This window comes from Clostridium sp. DSM 17811, from assembly GCF_018861905.1.
In the GTDB taxonomy this organism is placed as follows: Bacteria; Bacillota; Clostridia; order Clostridiales; family Clostridiaceae; genus Clostridium_AD; species Clostridium_AD frigoriphilum.
The window spans coordinates 211,470-227,157 of sequence record NZ_JAHLDU010000002.1 but is presented as its reverse complement, the minus strand read 5'-3'; the positions used below and the strand labels follow the sequence as shown (position 1 = coordinate 227,157).

The 15,688-nt window shown below is 32.6% G+C and carries 18 protein-coding genes and 1 tRNA gene; all 19 read right to left on the bottom strand.

Annotation, left to right across the window (positions count from 1 at the left end; translation table 11 throughout):
- Window positions 1-7 precede the first annotated feature (7 nt).
- On the bottom strand, window positions 8-199 hold the full coding sequence (locus KPL44_RS03690) for a hypothetical protein (RefSeq protein ID WP_216247519.1): 192 nt from the start codon (window positions 197-199) through the stop codon (window positions 8-10).
- 33 nt (window positions 200-232) lie between these two features.
- Window positions 233-308 (bottom strand) — tRNA-Pro (locus KPL44_RS03685).
- 60 nt (window positions 309-368) lie between these two features.
- Window positions 369-575: a hypothetical protein gene (locus KPL44_RS03680; protein WP_216247517.1), complete on the bottom strand. Its 207-nt coding sequence runs from the start codon at window positions 573-575 to the stop codon at window positions 369-371.
- 142 nt (window positions 576-717) lie between these two features.
- Window positions 718-849: a hypothetical protein gene (locus KPL44_RS25695; RefSeq protein ID WP_301182925.1), complete on the bottom strand. Its 132-nt coding sequence runs from the start codon at window positions 847-849 to the stop codon at window positions 718-720.
- Window positions 850-1,179: 330 nt separating this feature from the next.
- A complete protein-coding gene (locus KPL44_RS03675) occupies window positions 1,180-1,572 on the bottom strand; it encodes a phBC6A51 family helix-turn-helix protein (RefSeq protein WP_216247516.1) in 393 nt (130 codons plus the stop codon).
- Window positions 1,573-1,708: 136 nt separating this feature from the next.
- The gene (locus tag KPL44_RS03670) at window positions 1,709-2,149 is read right to left on the bottom strand and encodes a hypothetical protein (protein WP_216247514.1); all 441 of its coding nucleotides are present in this window, start codon (window positions 2,147-2,149) and stop codon (window positions 1,709-1,711) included.
- A 22-nt stretch (window positions 2,150-2,171) separates the two neighbouring features.
- Window positions 2,172-2,324: a hypothetical protein gene (locus KPL44_RS03665; RefSeq protein WP_216247512.1), complete on the bottom strand. Its 153-nt coding sequence runs from the start codon at window positions 2,322-2,324 to the stop codon at window positions 2,172-2,174.
- 10 nt (window positions 2,325-2,334) lie between these two features.
- Window positions 2,335-2,550 (bottom strand): hypothetical protein, encoded by a 216-nt coding sequence (locus KPL44_RS03660; protein ID WP_216204782.1) that lies wholly within the window; start codon window positions 2,548-2,550, stop codon window positions 2,335-2,337.
- 515 nt (window positions 2,551-3,065) lie between these two features.
- A complete protein-coding gene (locus KPL44_RS03655; RefSeq protein ID WP_216247510.1) occupies window positions 3,066-3,275 on the bottom strand; it encodes a hypothetical protein in 210 nt (69 codons plus the stop codon).
- A 65-nt stretch (window positions 3,276-3,340) separates the two neighbouring features.
- Complete coding sequence (locus tag KPL44_RS03650) at window positions 3,341-3,916, bottom strand: hypothetical protein (RefSeq protein ID WP_216247508.1); 576 nt, start codon at window positions 3,914-3,916, stop codon at window positions 3,341-3,343.
- 52 nt (window positions 3,917-3,968) lie between these two features.
- Entirely contained in the window at window positions 3,969-4,094 is a 126-nt protein-coding gene (locus KPL44_RS25690) for a hypothetical protein (RefSeq protein WP_301182924.1), read from the bottom strand.
- The gene (locus tag KPL44_RS03645; protein WP_216247506.1) at window positions 4,084-4,767 is read right to left on the bottom strand and encodes a hypothetical protein; all 684 of its coding nucleotides are present in this window, start codon (window positions 4,765-4,767) and stop codon (window positions 4,084-4,086) included. Before KPL44_RS03645 ends, KPL44_RS25690 begins: the two co-directional genes overlap by 11 nt.
- A gap of 36 nt (window positions 4,768-4,803) precedes the next feature.
- Window positions 4,804-7,155, bottom strand: coding sequence for a phage/plasmid primase, P4 family (locus tag KPL44_RS03640; protein ID WP_216247504.1), 2,352 nt, complete (start codon window positions 7,153-7,155; stop codon window positions 4,804-4,806).
- 20 nt (window positions 7,156-7,175) lie between these two features.
- Complete coding sequence (locus tag KPL44_RS03635; protein WP_253201605.1) at window positions 7,176-7,769, bottom strand: ERCC4 domain-containing protein; 594 nt, start codon at window positions 7,767-7,769, stop codon at window positions 7,176-7,178.
- Window positions 7,770-7,806: 37 nt separating this feature from the next.
- Window positions 7,807-8,757 carry a DUF3102 domain-containing protein gene (locus KPL44_RS03630; RefSeq protein WP_216247502.1) on the bottom strand — a complete coding sequence of 317 codons (951 nt, stop codon included), beginning with the start codon at window positions 8,755-8,757 and terminating at the stop codon, window positions 7,807-7,809.
- A 19-nt stretch (window positions 8,758-8,776) separates the two neighbouring features.
- Window positions 8,777-10,318, bottom strand: a complete 1,542-nt coding sequence (locus KPL44_RS03625) for a PcfJ domain-containing protein (protein WP_253201627.1) — start codon at window positions 10,316-10,318, stop codon at window positions 8,777-8,779.
- An 18-nt stretch (window positions 10,319-10,336) separates the two neighbouring features.
- Complete coding sequence (locus tag KPL44_RS03620) at window positions 10,337-10,741, bottom strand: hypothetical protein (RefSeq protein ID WP_216247499.1); 405 nt, start codon at window positions 10,739-10,741, stop codon at window positions 10,337-10,339.
- Complete coding sequence (locus KPL44_RS03615) at window positions 10,699-11,892, bottom strand: sigma-70 family RNA polymerase sigma factor (protein ID WP_216247496.1); 1,194 nt, start codon at window positions 11,890-11,892, stop codon at window positions 10,699-10,701. The genes KPL44_RS03620 and KPL44_RS03615 overlap by 43 nt, the downstream gene beginning before the upstream one ends.
- A 10-nt stretch (window positions 11,893-11,902) precedes the next feature.
- Window positions 11,903-15,688 carry an exonuclease subunit SbcD gene (gene sbcD / locus KPL44_RS03610; RefSeq protein WP_216247494.1) on the bottom strand — a complete coding sequence of 1,262 codons (3,786 nt, stop codon included), beginning with the start codon at window positions 15,686-15,688 and terminating at the stop codon, window positions 11,903-11,905.

The window sequence follows — 15,688 nt, the reverse complement described above, 5'->3', positions numbered from 1 at the left end:
CCTCTAATTATCTTCTTTGCTGCATTCTGCTTTTAACTCTGTTATAACTTGTATGTTTCATACACTCATTTACATTGAATGAATCATCTGTTATAAAATCTAATTCCTCACACCCATGATTTTTGTTACACTTATTTTTAAGTGGACAACAGCACTCTAGGTTTTCATCTTTCCAGTAAGTTAATAGTTTTACTTTCACTATCCTCACCTCATTTGCTAATTATTTGGTCATTGGTCGGGGTGACAAGAATCGAACTTGCGACCTCATGTACCCAAAACATGCGCGCTCCCAACTGTGCTACACCCCGGTACTGTGAGAGTTCCCTACTTTCGCGGTATACTCACAACCTTCACGTAATATTTTTTAATTAAACAGTTGCTACAGCTTCAGGGTTTACATCTTTTAATTGAAATTGAGTTGTTGCGGGTGTTTGATATAAAGCAGTAACAGTTATAACACCGAATTTGTCTTCATATATACCTTTGACTGTTCCAGCTACTTCGGTATTTGTATTTGGGTCAATTACAGTTACTGGTGTATCTAGTACGAGAACTTTTGCTTGTTCAATTTTCATAATAACACCGCCTTCATCTAGTTCTATATTTAATTAATAGGTAGAACTCTCATACAGTAGCAATTGTGCTCTTGCCAGTTATATTGTTTTCACTTAATATGGATCAACTGATTAATACCACACCTATCAATATTAAATCTCATTATTGCAATGCCTTACGTCTTCTTAATTCTCTTTTTAATTCTGAGGTTGTGTATTGCGACAATGGATTCTCCTTTATTTTAGAATCTATTTTTGCTTTTTTCTTTAATAATTCATCTGTTCTATTAAACATTGTTAGAATCACCTGCCTTAGAAAAAATATAAAAAATAATTATTGCATTTGTCTTTGAGTTATAAAAATATTATAAATAATTGTATAGCCCAATCCGGGGCTCCTGACAATTTCTAAAAACAGAAGGGTACCCCCTAATATAATTTCAACTCTCCCAGATATACAAACAAATAATTAATGTCGTGAAATAATGTTTTCACGACGTTATGATAAACCTATGAACGTAGTCATATAGCCATTCATTCAATATACACTAATTATTGACGACATTACTATGTATATTTATGAACTATATATTAACTAACTATGAACTATATATTAACATATACGCTATTCATTATCGAACTCTTCAATCTCTTTGTCCAATACGTCAACGGGTACATTGTCCTTAGTATCTCTGGTGTCACTCAACTCTATCTTATTGGCATTGCTCATAGTCTTATCTAATAGCTTAGAGAGTGCATCAAGCCTTACCTTCTCACTCTTACCCTTAGTAGCAAGCTTCTTAAGTTCCTCTACAACTATAGGTCCATAGGAGATGACCGCCTGTTTAGTTGAAGATAAAAAGTCCTGCTCAAACCTGCTAAGCTCAGCCTTAAATTCTTCCAATTTTATCCATTCATAAACAGTATTCCTACTAACTCCTGCTTCCTTTGCTACATCTGTGATTGTGAACCCTTTTGCCTTTGCTTCTACCGCTCTTATCTGCCTCTCATCCAACATTTAATCATCTCCTTTGTGGGTTACACTTAAATAAGTAAAGGACACCAGTTGTACACCAGTGCCCCTTAATTAACTATCTATCGTTATACTCTATTATACACTATATACTGTCAAATCTACTGCCACATTTCTGCCATTACTTTATAGCATCTATTCCGTGTAATTGAATTGCAAATGTCCTAATGGCCTGAGTCTTCATTCTATAAAAAGTTCTTTCAGAACAGAAAGTATGTTTAAACAATGTACCTTCTCTTAGCCCTAATATATAATAAGCCCTTAATATTCGTTCATCATCACTCGGAAGTCTAGCCAATACCTGATCCATTTTCTTAATTGTCTTCTTAGTAAGAAAATACTCTTTTTTCTTTACTTGAAACATATACATTTTATTTATTAGTTTATCATCCGGTAACTGAGCACTATCTCCTGATGGCATATCTGAATATTCAATAGCTTTGATTTGACCAGCATTTAAGTCTGCCTTAATTTCTCTTATATCTAATTCAAGATTTATTAATGACGTTTTAAGATTATCATAATTAGTTAAAAACTCTATAGCCTCTCTTATATAATCCAAATTTATCCTCCCCAGTTTTGCTTTATTCTAATTTATCGATACGTTCCTGAACCATTTTCTTTTCTGCTTCAAGTTTAGCTTTAAGTGTCCAGTTCTTTTTATTTACAGCAATTCTGATATCTATTTTAATTTGATCTATTCGGCCTAAGTACATATCCTTAAAATCTCTTTTCATATGGACCTCCTTAAATCTTAAAACCATTTAGCAATTCATCTTTACTGGCACCTTTAATTTGCTTTCCAATTTCACTAAGCTCCTTAGTTATTTTTTGATATTCTGGAATATATGTTTTAACTATAATCTCAAGTTTTATATTTTTATTATTTAAATACAGGCAAGCTTTTTTCTCTCTCAGGAGAAGATCATTATATTTTTTCTTCAAAACAGTTATATTTTCCATAAAATACCTCCATTTTTCATTAGGGACATCTTTTTTCTCTAGGGACAAAAATTGAAATCTTGCTACCGCTGACAGCTCTAAGGCTACAATGGTTTTTTAGGGGGTAGGGACAAGAATTAAAAAGACTTATATATACATGAGTATTATGTGTATATTTATTGTTTTTTGTTATTTATCCATATACATATACTTATTATTTATGTCCCTCTTGTCCCTAAGTATATATAAACATAGTAAAACCAGTGGTTTAAGCTAAACAATTCTTGTCTTTTTCTTGTCCTTTTATGTCCCTACTTAACAAGTCTTGTCCCTAACTTTTTATCTTGATTGCAAATATTGGAATATTTTAAATTCCCTAATCATATTTTTAGAATTAATTCCTGTCCCTAATTATTATTTGACAAGACTTTAAATATCACAATATTGACGAAAATTAAACTTTCACTTCCTATATCTATAAATTTACACAGGTTCAAACCGTATGTTTTATCAATTTATTTTTGTACCTCGACAATCTAACCCATGTAATAACCTTTGTCTATAATGCTTTGCCATTCCGTTTTGGTATAAACTCTCCTATGTGTTGTTTTATTACCATAGCAATTAAACGTTGCAGTAATATAGTTCCATTCTTTATCCTTTGCCCAATTTTCTTTTGTCCAATCCTCAGTACATTGTGGTTCTATTTTTACAACTTCAACTAAATAATTTTCTAATAAATTCATAACTTCCTCCTTCGCATTATAATCATATTAACTAACAATGTTTTTTGTATTCTCACTTATACTATTTAATATTTTTTCTTTCTTACAAATTTATAAATTGCATATCCTATAATAATTAATATAATAACTGTTACTAAATCGTGCCCCCTTGAGTAGGTATTTGGCTGACCAGCAGTTACAATATTATTGGGATACATAGAATGTTGTGATATTGCCTGATACATCCAGTAATGTGACCAAAAGTTATTGCTAGAGCCGAAACTATAATAAGATGGTTTAAAATAAGTGTGATAAGTCGGATGCACATAACTGGTATTTATATGTGTGGTCCTATATGTGTTATACGTTTTATAGGTTGTAGAACTTGTACTATTATGAGGTGTAGAGCTTTTATAACTACTGCTTTTAGGTGTGCTAGCTTTTGAATAACTACTACTTTTAAATCCAGAACTCCTTGAAGATGAACTCTTTGGCGTAGAACTTACATGAGAGCTGCTACTTGATGAATGATAACTTGAAGAGGAATGAAATCCTCCTGAACTCGAATGACTTGATGATCCCCTTGCTATTACTAATTGCGAAGGTAATGACATCATTATGCATAATACTAATCCCGTTATTATCTTTTGATATTTTTTCATTTTGCACCTCTTTAAATTTTTTAGTTATGTCGATATATAATCATGTTTTGCGTTAATTGATTTTTACATTTATTTGTGTTCCACCATAATTATCATTTGTTATAACCATTACATCTGCTTTAAATATCAGCTTTATAGCCCTTAGCTTACCTTTGAAGACTCTTACTTTATTTTTCATTTATATCACCTGCCTCGAACTCAATCACCCAAACCCAAGGGTTATCATCCCATCCATTACCTTTCTTAGCATAAGTTTTATCCCAGGTATCTATGAAATGTTCATGGGCATAAAACCCTGTATAATCATCCCCTTTAGCATTCGATATAACACTTGATACAAAACCTTCTTTTAAAGCTTCTGGCTCTGTAATATTCTTTAATCTTTCAATTCTTACATCCGTAATGTTGAGAAATATTCTTGCTGCTTTTCGTGGCATATGGATGCTTGGGCTCCATTTTGGAGAATCACGATATGTGCCATCATCATTTAAATAATAAGTAAACTCAGGACAATCCCCAGCACGATAATAATATCTTTCAGTTCCATCAATAAAATTTTCATTATCATCAAGAGCTTGAAGATTAGTCCAAGTCTCTCTAACCCAAATAGTGTCTCCAATATGATATTTGCTGAATTTACTTATATATTCTCTTAAGGTCCACCAAATAGGAGAGTGAGTATAATCTTTTACATACCATCGCTTGTCCCGTTCACTATATTCTTTCCAAAAACCATATCCACTCGGATCATCATTTGATGGTGTCCTCTTTACTGGTCTCCTTGTACTTACTTTCCTGTCTTCTATAATAGCCTGTACCATCGCTGTATTAAATAATATTGGTCTTTCCAATTCACTACCTCCCATAAGTCTACATTTTCAAAATACCTATTGTTCTTTATTATTCCAAAATGGAGAAACATTATCTTTATCTTCAACAAGTTCTACTTGATGGGACTCGTCTGCAATCCCAATACCAGTCCAGTATCTATTACTCATAATCTTAGATTGCTTATAATCCTTATCTGCTAACCTCTTGGAGAATTTAATTGAGGATAATACATATTCTTTGTTTTCATGGCACCAGTCGGCGTATGCATCATAAAGTTCTGGTATCCTTGCTCTACATGTTTCGCTAACGATGCAACAATCATCTATAAACCTAACAATGGGGTCCATATCAGTTTTGTATTTTTCGATTTCTACCTCAACTGCTTTAGGTACTTTCATACCTTCTTGCTGCCATCTTAAGCAACCCTCTAAGGCCCAATTTAAAATACCACTAAGCTCTGGTACAAGTTTTTCTTCATAAAAATTCACATCTTTTGTAGGATCTAAATCAAAATCATATTCAAAAGGTATTTTTCTAATTCTTCTCCAAATACCTTTGTCAGTTCCTTTAATCCTTGGAAGTCCGTTTGTTGTCATCCACATTTTGAATTCAGGTCGTAAATCAAAATAACTTTCATACATTCTCCTTACCGTAAATTTTTCATTACTTCCTGAACTCATTCTTTTCAATAAATTTTCATCAAAATACTTATTCTCATCACATTCATTAACACAAACAAATCTAGTGCCTTCAAGTTTTGCCAAGTCTTCTCTTGCTCCCTCATTATTCCCGGTCCTTTCCATTAGACTCTCAGGAGACAACGTGGAATAATATGCACCTAACAATTGCTCTATAGCTTGAATAAATGTGCCCTTACCATTGCTCCCTTTACCATGAAGTATGTAAAAGCACTGCAAATTTGCATCTCCAGTCATAGAATAACCAATAGATTTTTGGACGTAGTTTATTAATTCCTTATCCTCCAAGAATATCTTATTAACAAATTCTATCCAGTTTGGGCATTGAGCCTTTGGATCATATTCTAAATTTACTATTTTTGTTAAATAATCTTTACGGTCAAACTTTCTCAATAATCCAGTTTTTAGATCTAAAGTTCCATTTTTATAATTTATCAGATACACGTTTTGATCGGTTTCCTTTAAGATATAAGGAATAAAGGTTTTGGCTTGATTAGTCATTGCCTTAAGTCTTCCATCACTTTCACTTCTTAACACAAAACTTTTTATCTGAATTTTAAATTTAGTTTTTTTCTTTTCCTCTTCATATTCTAGGCCATCTAAAGAAATTGCCTCACCTTCAGCTTGTAATCTTCTAATTACTTTTCTTGACAAATTTTCTATTTTACCATTGCTGTCGAACTCCCAGCACTTACCTGACCATTCAAACCAATTTTTTCGAATTGGACTATATCTAATATTTTTACCGTATATGGCCATTAACCTTTCAGCATTACCAACATCAGAAAAATTGAAGCTAATGAGGCTCTGTTCCTCTGCATCATCATATTCATAAAATGATGTAGAATTTATTAATTCTGATATTTCTTCTTTGCCATTGCCAGCTATTATAAAGTCTGTAATATCTTCTTTATTTAAAATGCCTGGTATCTCAGGACGTTTAACATATTCGGCAACCTCATAAAGCTCTTTAGCAATATAATTTGCATGTGTTATTCCTGGGTCATCATTATCATTGAATATTACAACCTTAGCGCCTTTAAATATTGCATTATAAGATTTCTTCCACTTAGGTTTTTGTTTGCTAGTAGATGCACCATCAAAATTACAACAACAAGGAAATCCCAGCGATGTAAGGTTGTCCGCATCTTTCTCACCCTCTGCAATATGAACCTCTTCACCTGCAGCTATAGCTTTTAAAATTATTGGTAAATTGTATATAACAGGTTCACAACTTTCAAAGTCTCTTTCTTTTGGGGCCACCTTTTTACCAAGATTTCTAGTCCATTCATTACTACCTGGATAAGTTTCATAGTGGAGGCCACCATCCAAACCCCACACAATGGCATCCCCTATTTTTCTTCTCTGAGTAAAATTTTTCTTTTTTTCATCAGTAGCTTTAAATCTCACTTTCTCAAATAAAACGTTATTATCACTACTCCGATACTGATATATTCTTTCAAATCTATTATCATAATCACCATCAGGTAATGGTCTATCAAATAAATCACTCATCTTTAGTCCTGCTGCATCTAAAATGTCAGCAATATCGCAACCAGCATGACATGTCATAACAGTTTTTTCTTCTCTCTCATCATGCCAAAGTGATAAACTAGCCTCCTTATCTGGATGCGCAGGACAAATAGCTATATATCCCTTACCTTTCTTTTTTACATTTTTAAACCTATTTAAGATAATGCTAAAGTCCATGCGCTACCACCTTTCAGTAATCATTTTGCGTTTTGTTCCTCCGGGTCAATATCTAAGTTTCCTTCTTTAAGCAAATATCTTACTGCATATTTTAGTTTTCTTAATATTTCACAACCTGTATTTTTTTTATCTTCAAACATTGTGTCGTTCAAATATCTAACTTGTATACTGGTTAATTTTCCGATAAAAGCTTGAGGAGAATATAAACTTCTGTAATTATGTGTTTTGATATTCTCCATACCATTTTTATCTTCAATGATAAGAAACATCATTATGCCTTTATGCTTTGCTCTTTCAAGTTCCCTTTCGAGTCTTATATTGTCTCTAGTGTCAGTTTCTTCTCCTAAATTGCTAGCTAACTCATCAATACTATTTTTACGTTCCACCGCTACTTTAAAATGTAAGTCTCTGTGAATACCCATTTCTGGACATTTAGTAATTATTGCAGTATAGTCCCCTTCATCTATCTTTTGTTTTTTATATTTCACTTTAGCCTTATCAAAATACTCTAATATATGGGCATTTTGCTGCTCTCTCGTATCATATAAAATCATAAAATTTTCTTTTAATAGTTTTTTTATTTCTGTATCTGTAAGCCTATAATGAATTTGCATGATATCCCCCACTTTTGTTTTATTTAGTTTTTTTGCATTATAATCTTTCAGACATTTTGCTGATAAGTACTGAAATAGCATTGGTACATTTTTCATTCATTTCGGGATCAGTTTCTTTTATTTCAGCCATTACTTCTAACTCATCTCTAAAAATCTTTTGAAGTTCTGCAAAATAAATTTTAAATCTAATAACTGAATTATTACCACTTTGCATTGCTTTTTGTCTTAGATCCTGAAGTTCTTTTTCGATTTCCTCGGGTACCTTTTCAACTATTACTGGCTCAGCGGTTATTACATCGATAGTTTTTTCTTTGAGCTGAGCTTCGAGTTCATCTATCTTTTGAGCTGAACTATCCAAGTCAGTTTGTACTTCTTTAAGGGATGCCTGGAGTCTTATTACCTCTTCATTGTCTCCATTTGCCTTGGCCTCACCAATAAATGTTTGAAGGTCCTCAATTTTCTTTTTAGAATTATCTTTTTCTTTTTGAAGAGCAGACTCCATAGCTTTTAGTTTTGATTCATATATTTGTTTATCATCTTCAAGCTGCTTTTCATCAATTCTTGCTTGGTCCAATTGCGCCTGATATGTCTGAAACTTATTTTCTGCATTATTTTTTTCCTTTACAGCTTTATCTCTTTCTTTAATAGCTTTTTGCAATTCTCTAGTTGTCATTTCATTTACCGGATTCTCTTTTACAAAGGTTTCTCTATCTTCTTGTGGTAATGAAAGCAACGCGAAAACCTTTGATTGATTCAAATTGTTGAACGTACCACAATTTGAATTTTCTTTTGCTACTTTCATGAATTTATTGGCTGTCCACTGACTGACATCTACTTTTTCCTCAAGATATTTTCCCCATTCACCATGAGGTAATGACTCCTTAACTGACACCAACCTTTTACCAATTTCAATAATATTTTGAGCTGTTTGCTGTTTTAAAATCAATATCTCTGTGGTTAATGCATCGATATTTTGAATTTCATTCATACTGATTCCTCCTCATAATTTAGGCTGATAATTTGACTCTATTTTTCTTCTTTGTGTTTAATTTTTCTGCAGTAAATGCTTTGATAAATTCCTGCACGTCAACACTAGGAGAACGATTATTTTTCCCGTGAACTTGAATAATTTTATCTTTCTTGATTTCTATGGTGTAATAGGATTTGTCTAACTCCGAAGTTTTACGTATAAAGAAGATATTGGTATTACCTTTAGCGTAAGAATCTGTATAGTTGGTAGCCACACAGTGAGTAAGTGCGCTCCCTTCATCTATTAAGTCCTGAGAACTCATTGCAGGTCTTATCATCAATCCATTACTTTTAAATATATATTTCTCCAAGATTTTAGCCCTATCTCTAATTAATACATCAAGCTTTTCATTTTTCTGCATTTTAATTTGTTTAATGGTATTTTGATGTGCAGTGAAGAGATCTCTTGGGAATATAACTTGGTCCTTTGTAGTATCCATTTCAAGTTTTATGCAATCTGAGATATAGTCCCTAAATGTTGTAAGTACACTACTGTGGCCATAATAATTTTTTCCTATTTTACAGATGTTATAATCGTTGTATTGCTTTGAGAAATAATTTAAAAGTTTTTTCATGGAACTATACTTTAATGCATTCTGTAAAGAGTCATAGCAACACAAATAATCTTTTGCTACACTAATTGTCTCTTCTAATGTTAGGTTCCAATTACGTTTTCTCGCCTCCTGAAAGATCTTTAAAAAGGAGAATGTAACATCTATTTTTTTAGCTTTTATTTGCTGCAAATCTTGTTTATTTATTTTTAATATTTTAAATATAGTTTTGCCTCTCCAGTTTATAGTTCTGTAGGTAAGCCCTCCATCAAGCTTATTTTTTACTAATCCCTTATAACCTTCTTTTGTCAGATACTCAACGCAAGGGTATTTAGTATAAAACTCGAAAAACTTAGTCATATCACCACTGTAGTAACTATCCCATGTACTGTATTTAAAAGGTGTATCTTTAATTGCCACTTCTATACTTTCCCTTGAGTAGCTTACCCTAGCACCTCTCTGATCAAATGCCCCTGATAGTGAACAGATACTTCTTGTTCGTTCAAACCTATCGCCATAGTAAGAATGTTTCAGCATTACGCTTTCACTTTTAATTGCATCAAACACATACATAGCCATTAAAAAGTAATCCGTTTTTACCCTAGTATAATCATATCTGTAATCTCTTTGAACTTGTATACCTCTTGCTATAAGCACATTTGGGTCTTTTATAGACTTTTCATAGTAGACAAAATATACAGTATCAATCATATATTTTCTGCCCATTCCACCGGATCTGACCATTACCTTACTTCTACATCTAGGACAAGTAGTTTCTTCGTTATGTTTCAAGCCATTTGTTTTAAATTCAGATTCACAGTATGTACAATAGCCATACTGCTGCTTTTTATCTTTACGAGTAAATATATACCTACTAAATTTGAATGCTTTCTCTATCGCGTATTCCTTTATCTCATTGCTTATATCTGGCGAAAAATGGTCGGTGTAGTCTTTGTTTCTATTATTCATTTCCAACACATTCATCTCCTAAAAATCAAGTTCAACATTAAATTCAATGTCAGACTTTTTCTCTTTAATAGGATCCTTCTCTGCAGGTTCTTTGACCCTAGATACTTTATCTGTAATGGTTGATTCAATTCCAAAATATTTCAATACAATATTAAAACCTTCTTGATCCGTTAAGACCGCACGATTTCCAACTTTCCTTGTTGTCGCAACTTTTCGCATCTCTTCAAAACTTTTTTCGATTGTTTTCCCCTCTTGCATTATTTTTTCTGCATTACTATTGTTGTTCAGAAGGTGCTGAATAAGAAATTCCCCAATAATTTGAATGACAGGATCGTTTTTACTACTAGTTATTTCGGCCCTTAACTTTTCAATTGCTTTTTCTAGCATGCCTGTACACCTTCCTTTCCATAACATCTTTCCCAAATTGCAAGGGCTTCCAGTGCTTCATCCATTTTATCTTTGCTTATAAAGTTTTCTGTTGGTGTAGACTTAACTCCACTTTTATCAAAGTTGTAAGTACCATGTTTACCTTTCATGACCACTGGCACAAGCTTTGTAACTTCAAAGATATCATCGTCTTCATTACTAACTATTTCTTTCCTCTCCTTATTTTTTGCATCCATGTCTTTAACCTCTTCCTCAAATTCCTCATTTATTTTTCCCCAACCAGGAGTAATATTTTTATTAACGATAACTTGCTTTATTGGTGATTTATCAGCCACTTCTGTGATTTTATTGGCCGTTTCTGTGATAATATCAGTGCTTTTGGTGATAATTTTAGACTTTTCCTGTTTCTTGGTTTTTTCGGAGTTAGGGAATATCGTCTTATCTATAAATTCTTTTCTCCATAATGGATAATAAGTTTGTGCAGTTGTTTTGGTTACACCTACCTTTTCAATAACTAAACTAATAACTCGTTCTCTAGTAGCTCCTTGGTTATTATTAAAAATTTCATAGCATGCTTCTCTTTTAGTAATCATTTCAATCTCTCCTTTTTCATATTTACTTTTTAAAATTTTAAGCGATTTTTCAATTAATCTAGCCACATAGCTTTGGCTAATATTAAATTTTCTGCCTATCTGAACTTGACTTATATTATCGAAGTAAAAGGATTTAATTATATTTCCATTCCTAGGCTCAAGTTCACTTATATAATTTATTAATTCAATGTTGTTCAGATTTTCCATAACTATTTCTTCACAATCTGTTGGCTCTTTCACTAAATCTAAAAGTGTCAAATAATTTCCATTTTCATTCACGTACAAATAATCATCAAAGCTTGTTTCGTATGTTCCTGTTTTCCTGTTTTTTTCTTTTCTTATTTGCATTAAAAATTCATTAATTAGTATTCTTCCAAGTAATGTCGAGAACGCATACCCAGATTCAATTTTATATGAATTAAATGCCTTCATTAATCCAAGACTTCCGATTTGAACTAGATCCTCTAAACTTTCACTCGAATTGTTGAAACTAAGAGCAGTTTTATAAATAAATTTCTTAAATTGCTCATATACTTCACTGCAATTCATTTCTCTTGTTTCATTTTTTATTTTTATAAATTTTCGTTCCTCCATAGTTCCACCCCTAATCATTAAAAATAATCTTGCTGCCACCATCGCCAGTATCTATAACCTCAATTTCTTGTGGAAATCTAGCCTTCATTGCTGGATCATGACTAATTGCAACCACTCTCATATTAGGGTATCTATTATGAATCAATTCAAGTGCATCACAGTAAGCCTGTACACCATCTCCATCAAGAAAAGGCGGTTCATCGATAAACATCATTCCAAGTTGTATTCCAGCTCTATTTGCTTTTAAATCTGCTAATGAGAATGCTACTGAAAGAGCTGCCTTTACTTTTTGACCACCGGACCTACTTAGGTATGGCATAGTACCTCTTTGATAATCACTAATCCATATTTCAAGTGCATTTACTTCACTTTTATTTTTTAGAATCTTATCCATTTTCATTTCAATGGACATTTTTCCGCCGGTCATTTGTGATAATATTTCATTTGCTTGAGCACTTAGCTCAGGCACTGCTGACCTAACAATTTGGAATGGCACTCCATCGATACTAAATGCTTTTACAAGTAATGTGAGTTTGCTAGCTCTTGAAGCATATTCTTTAAGTTCCTTAGCTTTTTCCATCATTTCTACATCAAAGCTTTTAAACTCTACAATCTTTGAATTGGCTATACCTATATTTACATCTATAGTTGTTAACTCTCCTCTGAGCCCCTTTAATTCATTTTCTATTGGCTCTGGATCACTAGTTTTAATTAAGAAAACATCTTCCGATAATTTAGATTGCTTAGCTTTTTCAGCTATTGATAATATCTGTTTATCCTTAATTTCTTCTACAAGTACATCTAGTCGAGCTTTTACATTAATTAGCGATTGCTTAGCAGCTGGAAGCTCATCTTTCCCTTTGTACCATTTTTCTAAAGTAGGCAAGGAAATCTCTAGTATTTTAAGTTCATTTGTTTCCAATTCAAGCACACTGTACTCAGCTTCTAAAATTATTAACTTTTCTTTTAAAGTCCCTTGTTTTTTTCTAAGTTCAGACTGTAGCTCTAGTTCATTTTTTAACATTTCATCTTTACCTGAAAGACTTAATAGCTGTTCTTTTTGCTTCCTTATTTCAACAATTCTTTTATTGGTTATTTGATGTGTTATAGGGTTGTATTCATGAGCCATTACCTTCTCTGTTAGTAATCTATAGTTTTTACTAAGTGCAAGAACTTCATTAAAATCTATAGACTCACAATCCTTTTTATCTTTTTCAAAACCTTCAATTTTACTTTTAGATTCCATTGCATCTTTTAAGAAATTACATGTAGGCTTCTCAATTGGACAGTTACTATTTTCAATTAGTTCAGCTTTTCTTTTACAACTATTTAATTCACTCTCTATTTTTTCCAATTTGTTATCATAATTTTTCTGAGCTATTTTATGTTCTTGAAGTGCTTTTGATTGTTCTTGCTCTAATGATGACAAATTAAGCTTTTCTTTATCCATTACCTCTAATGCTTTCTCCAATGCATCCAATGATGCTACTTCAAGTTCCAAACCTTTTTTACATTTCAAATCAACGTCAAGGGTACCGATTTTTCTATCATTCACTATTATGTCAACACCATTTTTACTGACCTCTGATTTCACAGAGGCAACCTCAGAGCGCTTATTGTTAACTAAAGATTGTCTAGCCCTAAGCGTTGTTATCTTGTCTCTAGTAGTCTCATACTCAGTAATTTTAGATAGTATTTTATCTTCCATACCAGTGATATTTTCAGCTCTCTTTTTTTCTTCATCAAGTTTTAACATCTCAGATTCTTTAACATTAATTTCATTGGCCATAGTTTCTACTTTCTCAGAAATTACAGCTATTTTAGAGATTATATTCTTATATTTTTCAACCTGCAGGTTGGCTTCTTTTAATTTATTTTCTGCAATTGTAATTTGTTGCTGTTTATAATCCTTTGCTCTCTGATAATCTAACAATTGATCTTCATACATAACTTTTGTATTGATTTTAGTATCTAGCTCCGCAATTGTTGATTTTAGTTTTTCAATGTTGCGGTTCTGGATCTTGAGATCTTCTTTTGCTATAGCATGAAGCTTATCATATACATTTAGTCCTAATATATTACCTAATACTTGCATACGGTCTGTTTTGTCTGCTTCTAAAAATACTCCGTAATTGTCCTGCATTATCAGAGCGCAACTTTTAAATGTTAGAGCATCCATCCCAAGTAAGTTCAAAATTTTCTCTTGGGTTTGTGTTTTATTATCCTCAGAAAAATCTTTCCATTCAGTCTCCACATATCGTTGAAGTGCTAGTGTAGTTTTTCCCGACTTAACTCGAGTTCGTATAACTCTCCAAATATCTTTTCCCATTAAGAATTCAAAGGTCATGGCGCCACTTTTTATTTCTGGATTATTACTTATCCATCCTGTGAGTTCGCCTTCTCTTGGTTGCTCATACAAACAATCTGCCATTGCATCCATGAAGAATGAGCTCTTACCTATTCCATTAGGGCCATTTACTGTTGCAAATGATATTTTTGTAAAATCGAATTCCTCTTCCAAATAACTTCTATAGTTTTTTACTGCTAACCGCACCGGTTCAAATACACCTGAAAGCTTTCCGGTTGGTAAAGATGCACTTACTGTAGATATCATAGGTCTTGCAATCTCAATTATTTTTATTATTTCCTCTGCAGGTACCTCTTGTTTTTCAAGCCAAAACTTCAAATTATTTTCTACTGAATCATTTTCATTCAATGCATTTTTATCAACTGTTGCTATTATTTTCGATGGTCTTATTTCACTCACATAAAATGCTCCTGCAGCATATAATGCTTTCTCTAATGATTTTTTACTGAATTGCTTATTAACTTCATCGCTACAACTATAGATAACTCTCACGATTTTATTCTTAGCTTCGTGTCCTTCTTCAATTACCATCTTCCCATTTCTAGTAAAGTAATCTATATCAAGCTCACTCATTTCCAATGTCACAAACTCTCTTGAAGGAGTATTAATAAATCTCGAATTTAATTGCATTGACTCATCATCAAAGTCATGGATGTAAAAACCTTTCCTTTGCCCCTCTTCATTGAAACTTATTGCATTAGGTGGACCACTATAATAAACAGGTCTGCCACAATTAGGAATTGATTGAGCTTTATGAATATGACCAAGGCATACTAAATCATAATTTGAAGCTTCTAGCGCCTCAGTCGGAATAATAATATCGCTATTCATAAATAATGCTTCACCATTTCCAGTAGTGGATCCCATTACTGTATAATGACTCATTAGAATTAACGGGAATGCTTTTACAGCATCAATTCCAATTCCTAAAATTACATTTCCAAGTGCTTTGCTTATTGCTTTATTTTCATCTTCCATATCCATGCCGGGAAACAATGACCTGAAATAACCTTTATCCATACCTGGAACAGCAGCAACTTGGATGGATCCGCTTTTAGTGTATATCTCTAAAAGTTTAGGTTCAGTAACTACTGTTAAATTGTCTATATTCATTTTTCTAATATTCTCAAATGCTGCTATACTGTCATGGTTTCCAGTCCCCCACATGAGTACTGTTGGCGCTATGGAACACAAGGATCTTAACCAGCTTGTCGCGATTGTTATTTCCTTAAGCATTTCATCAGCCCATAACTTACTCTTATTAAATAAATCTCCTGAAATCACTATTATGTCAACGTCTTCTGTAACGGCTTTAGAAGTAATATAATCCATGCATCTAACTGTATCCATCATTCTAGCGTTTTCGCCATTTATAATAGGTCCATTCAACTCTCCAAGGTGGATGTCTGCAGTGTGTAATATTTTCAA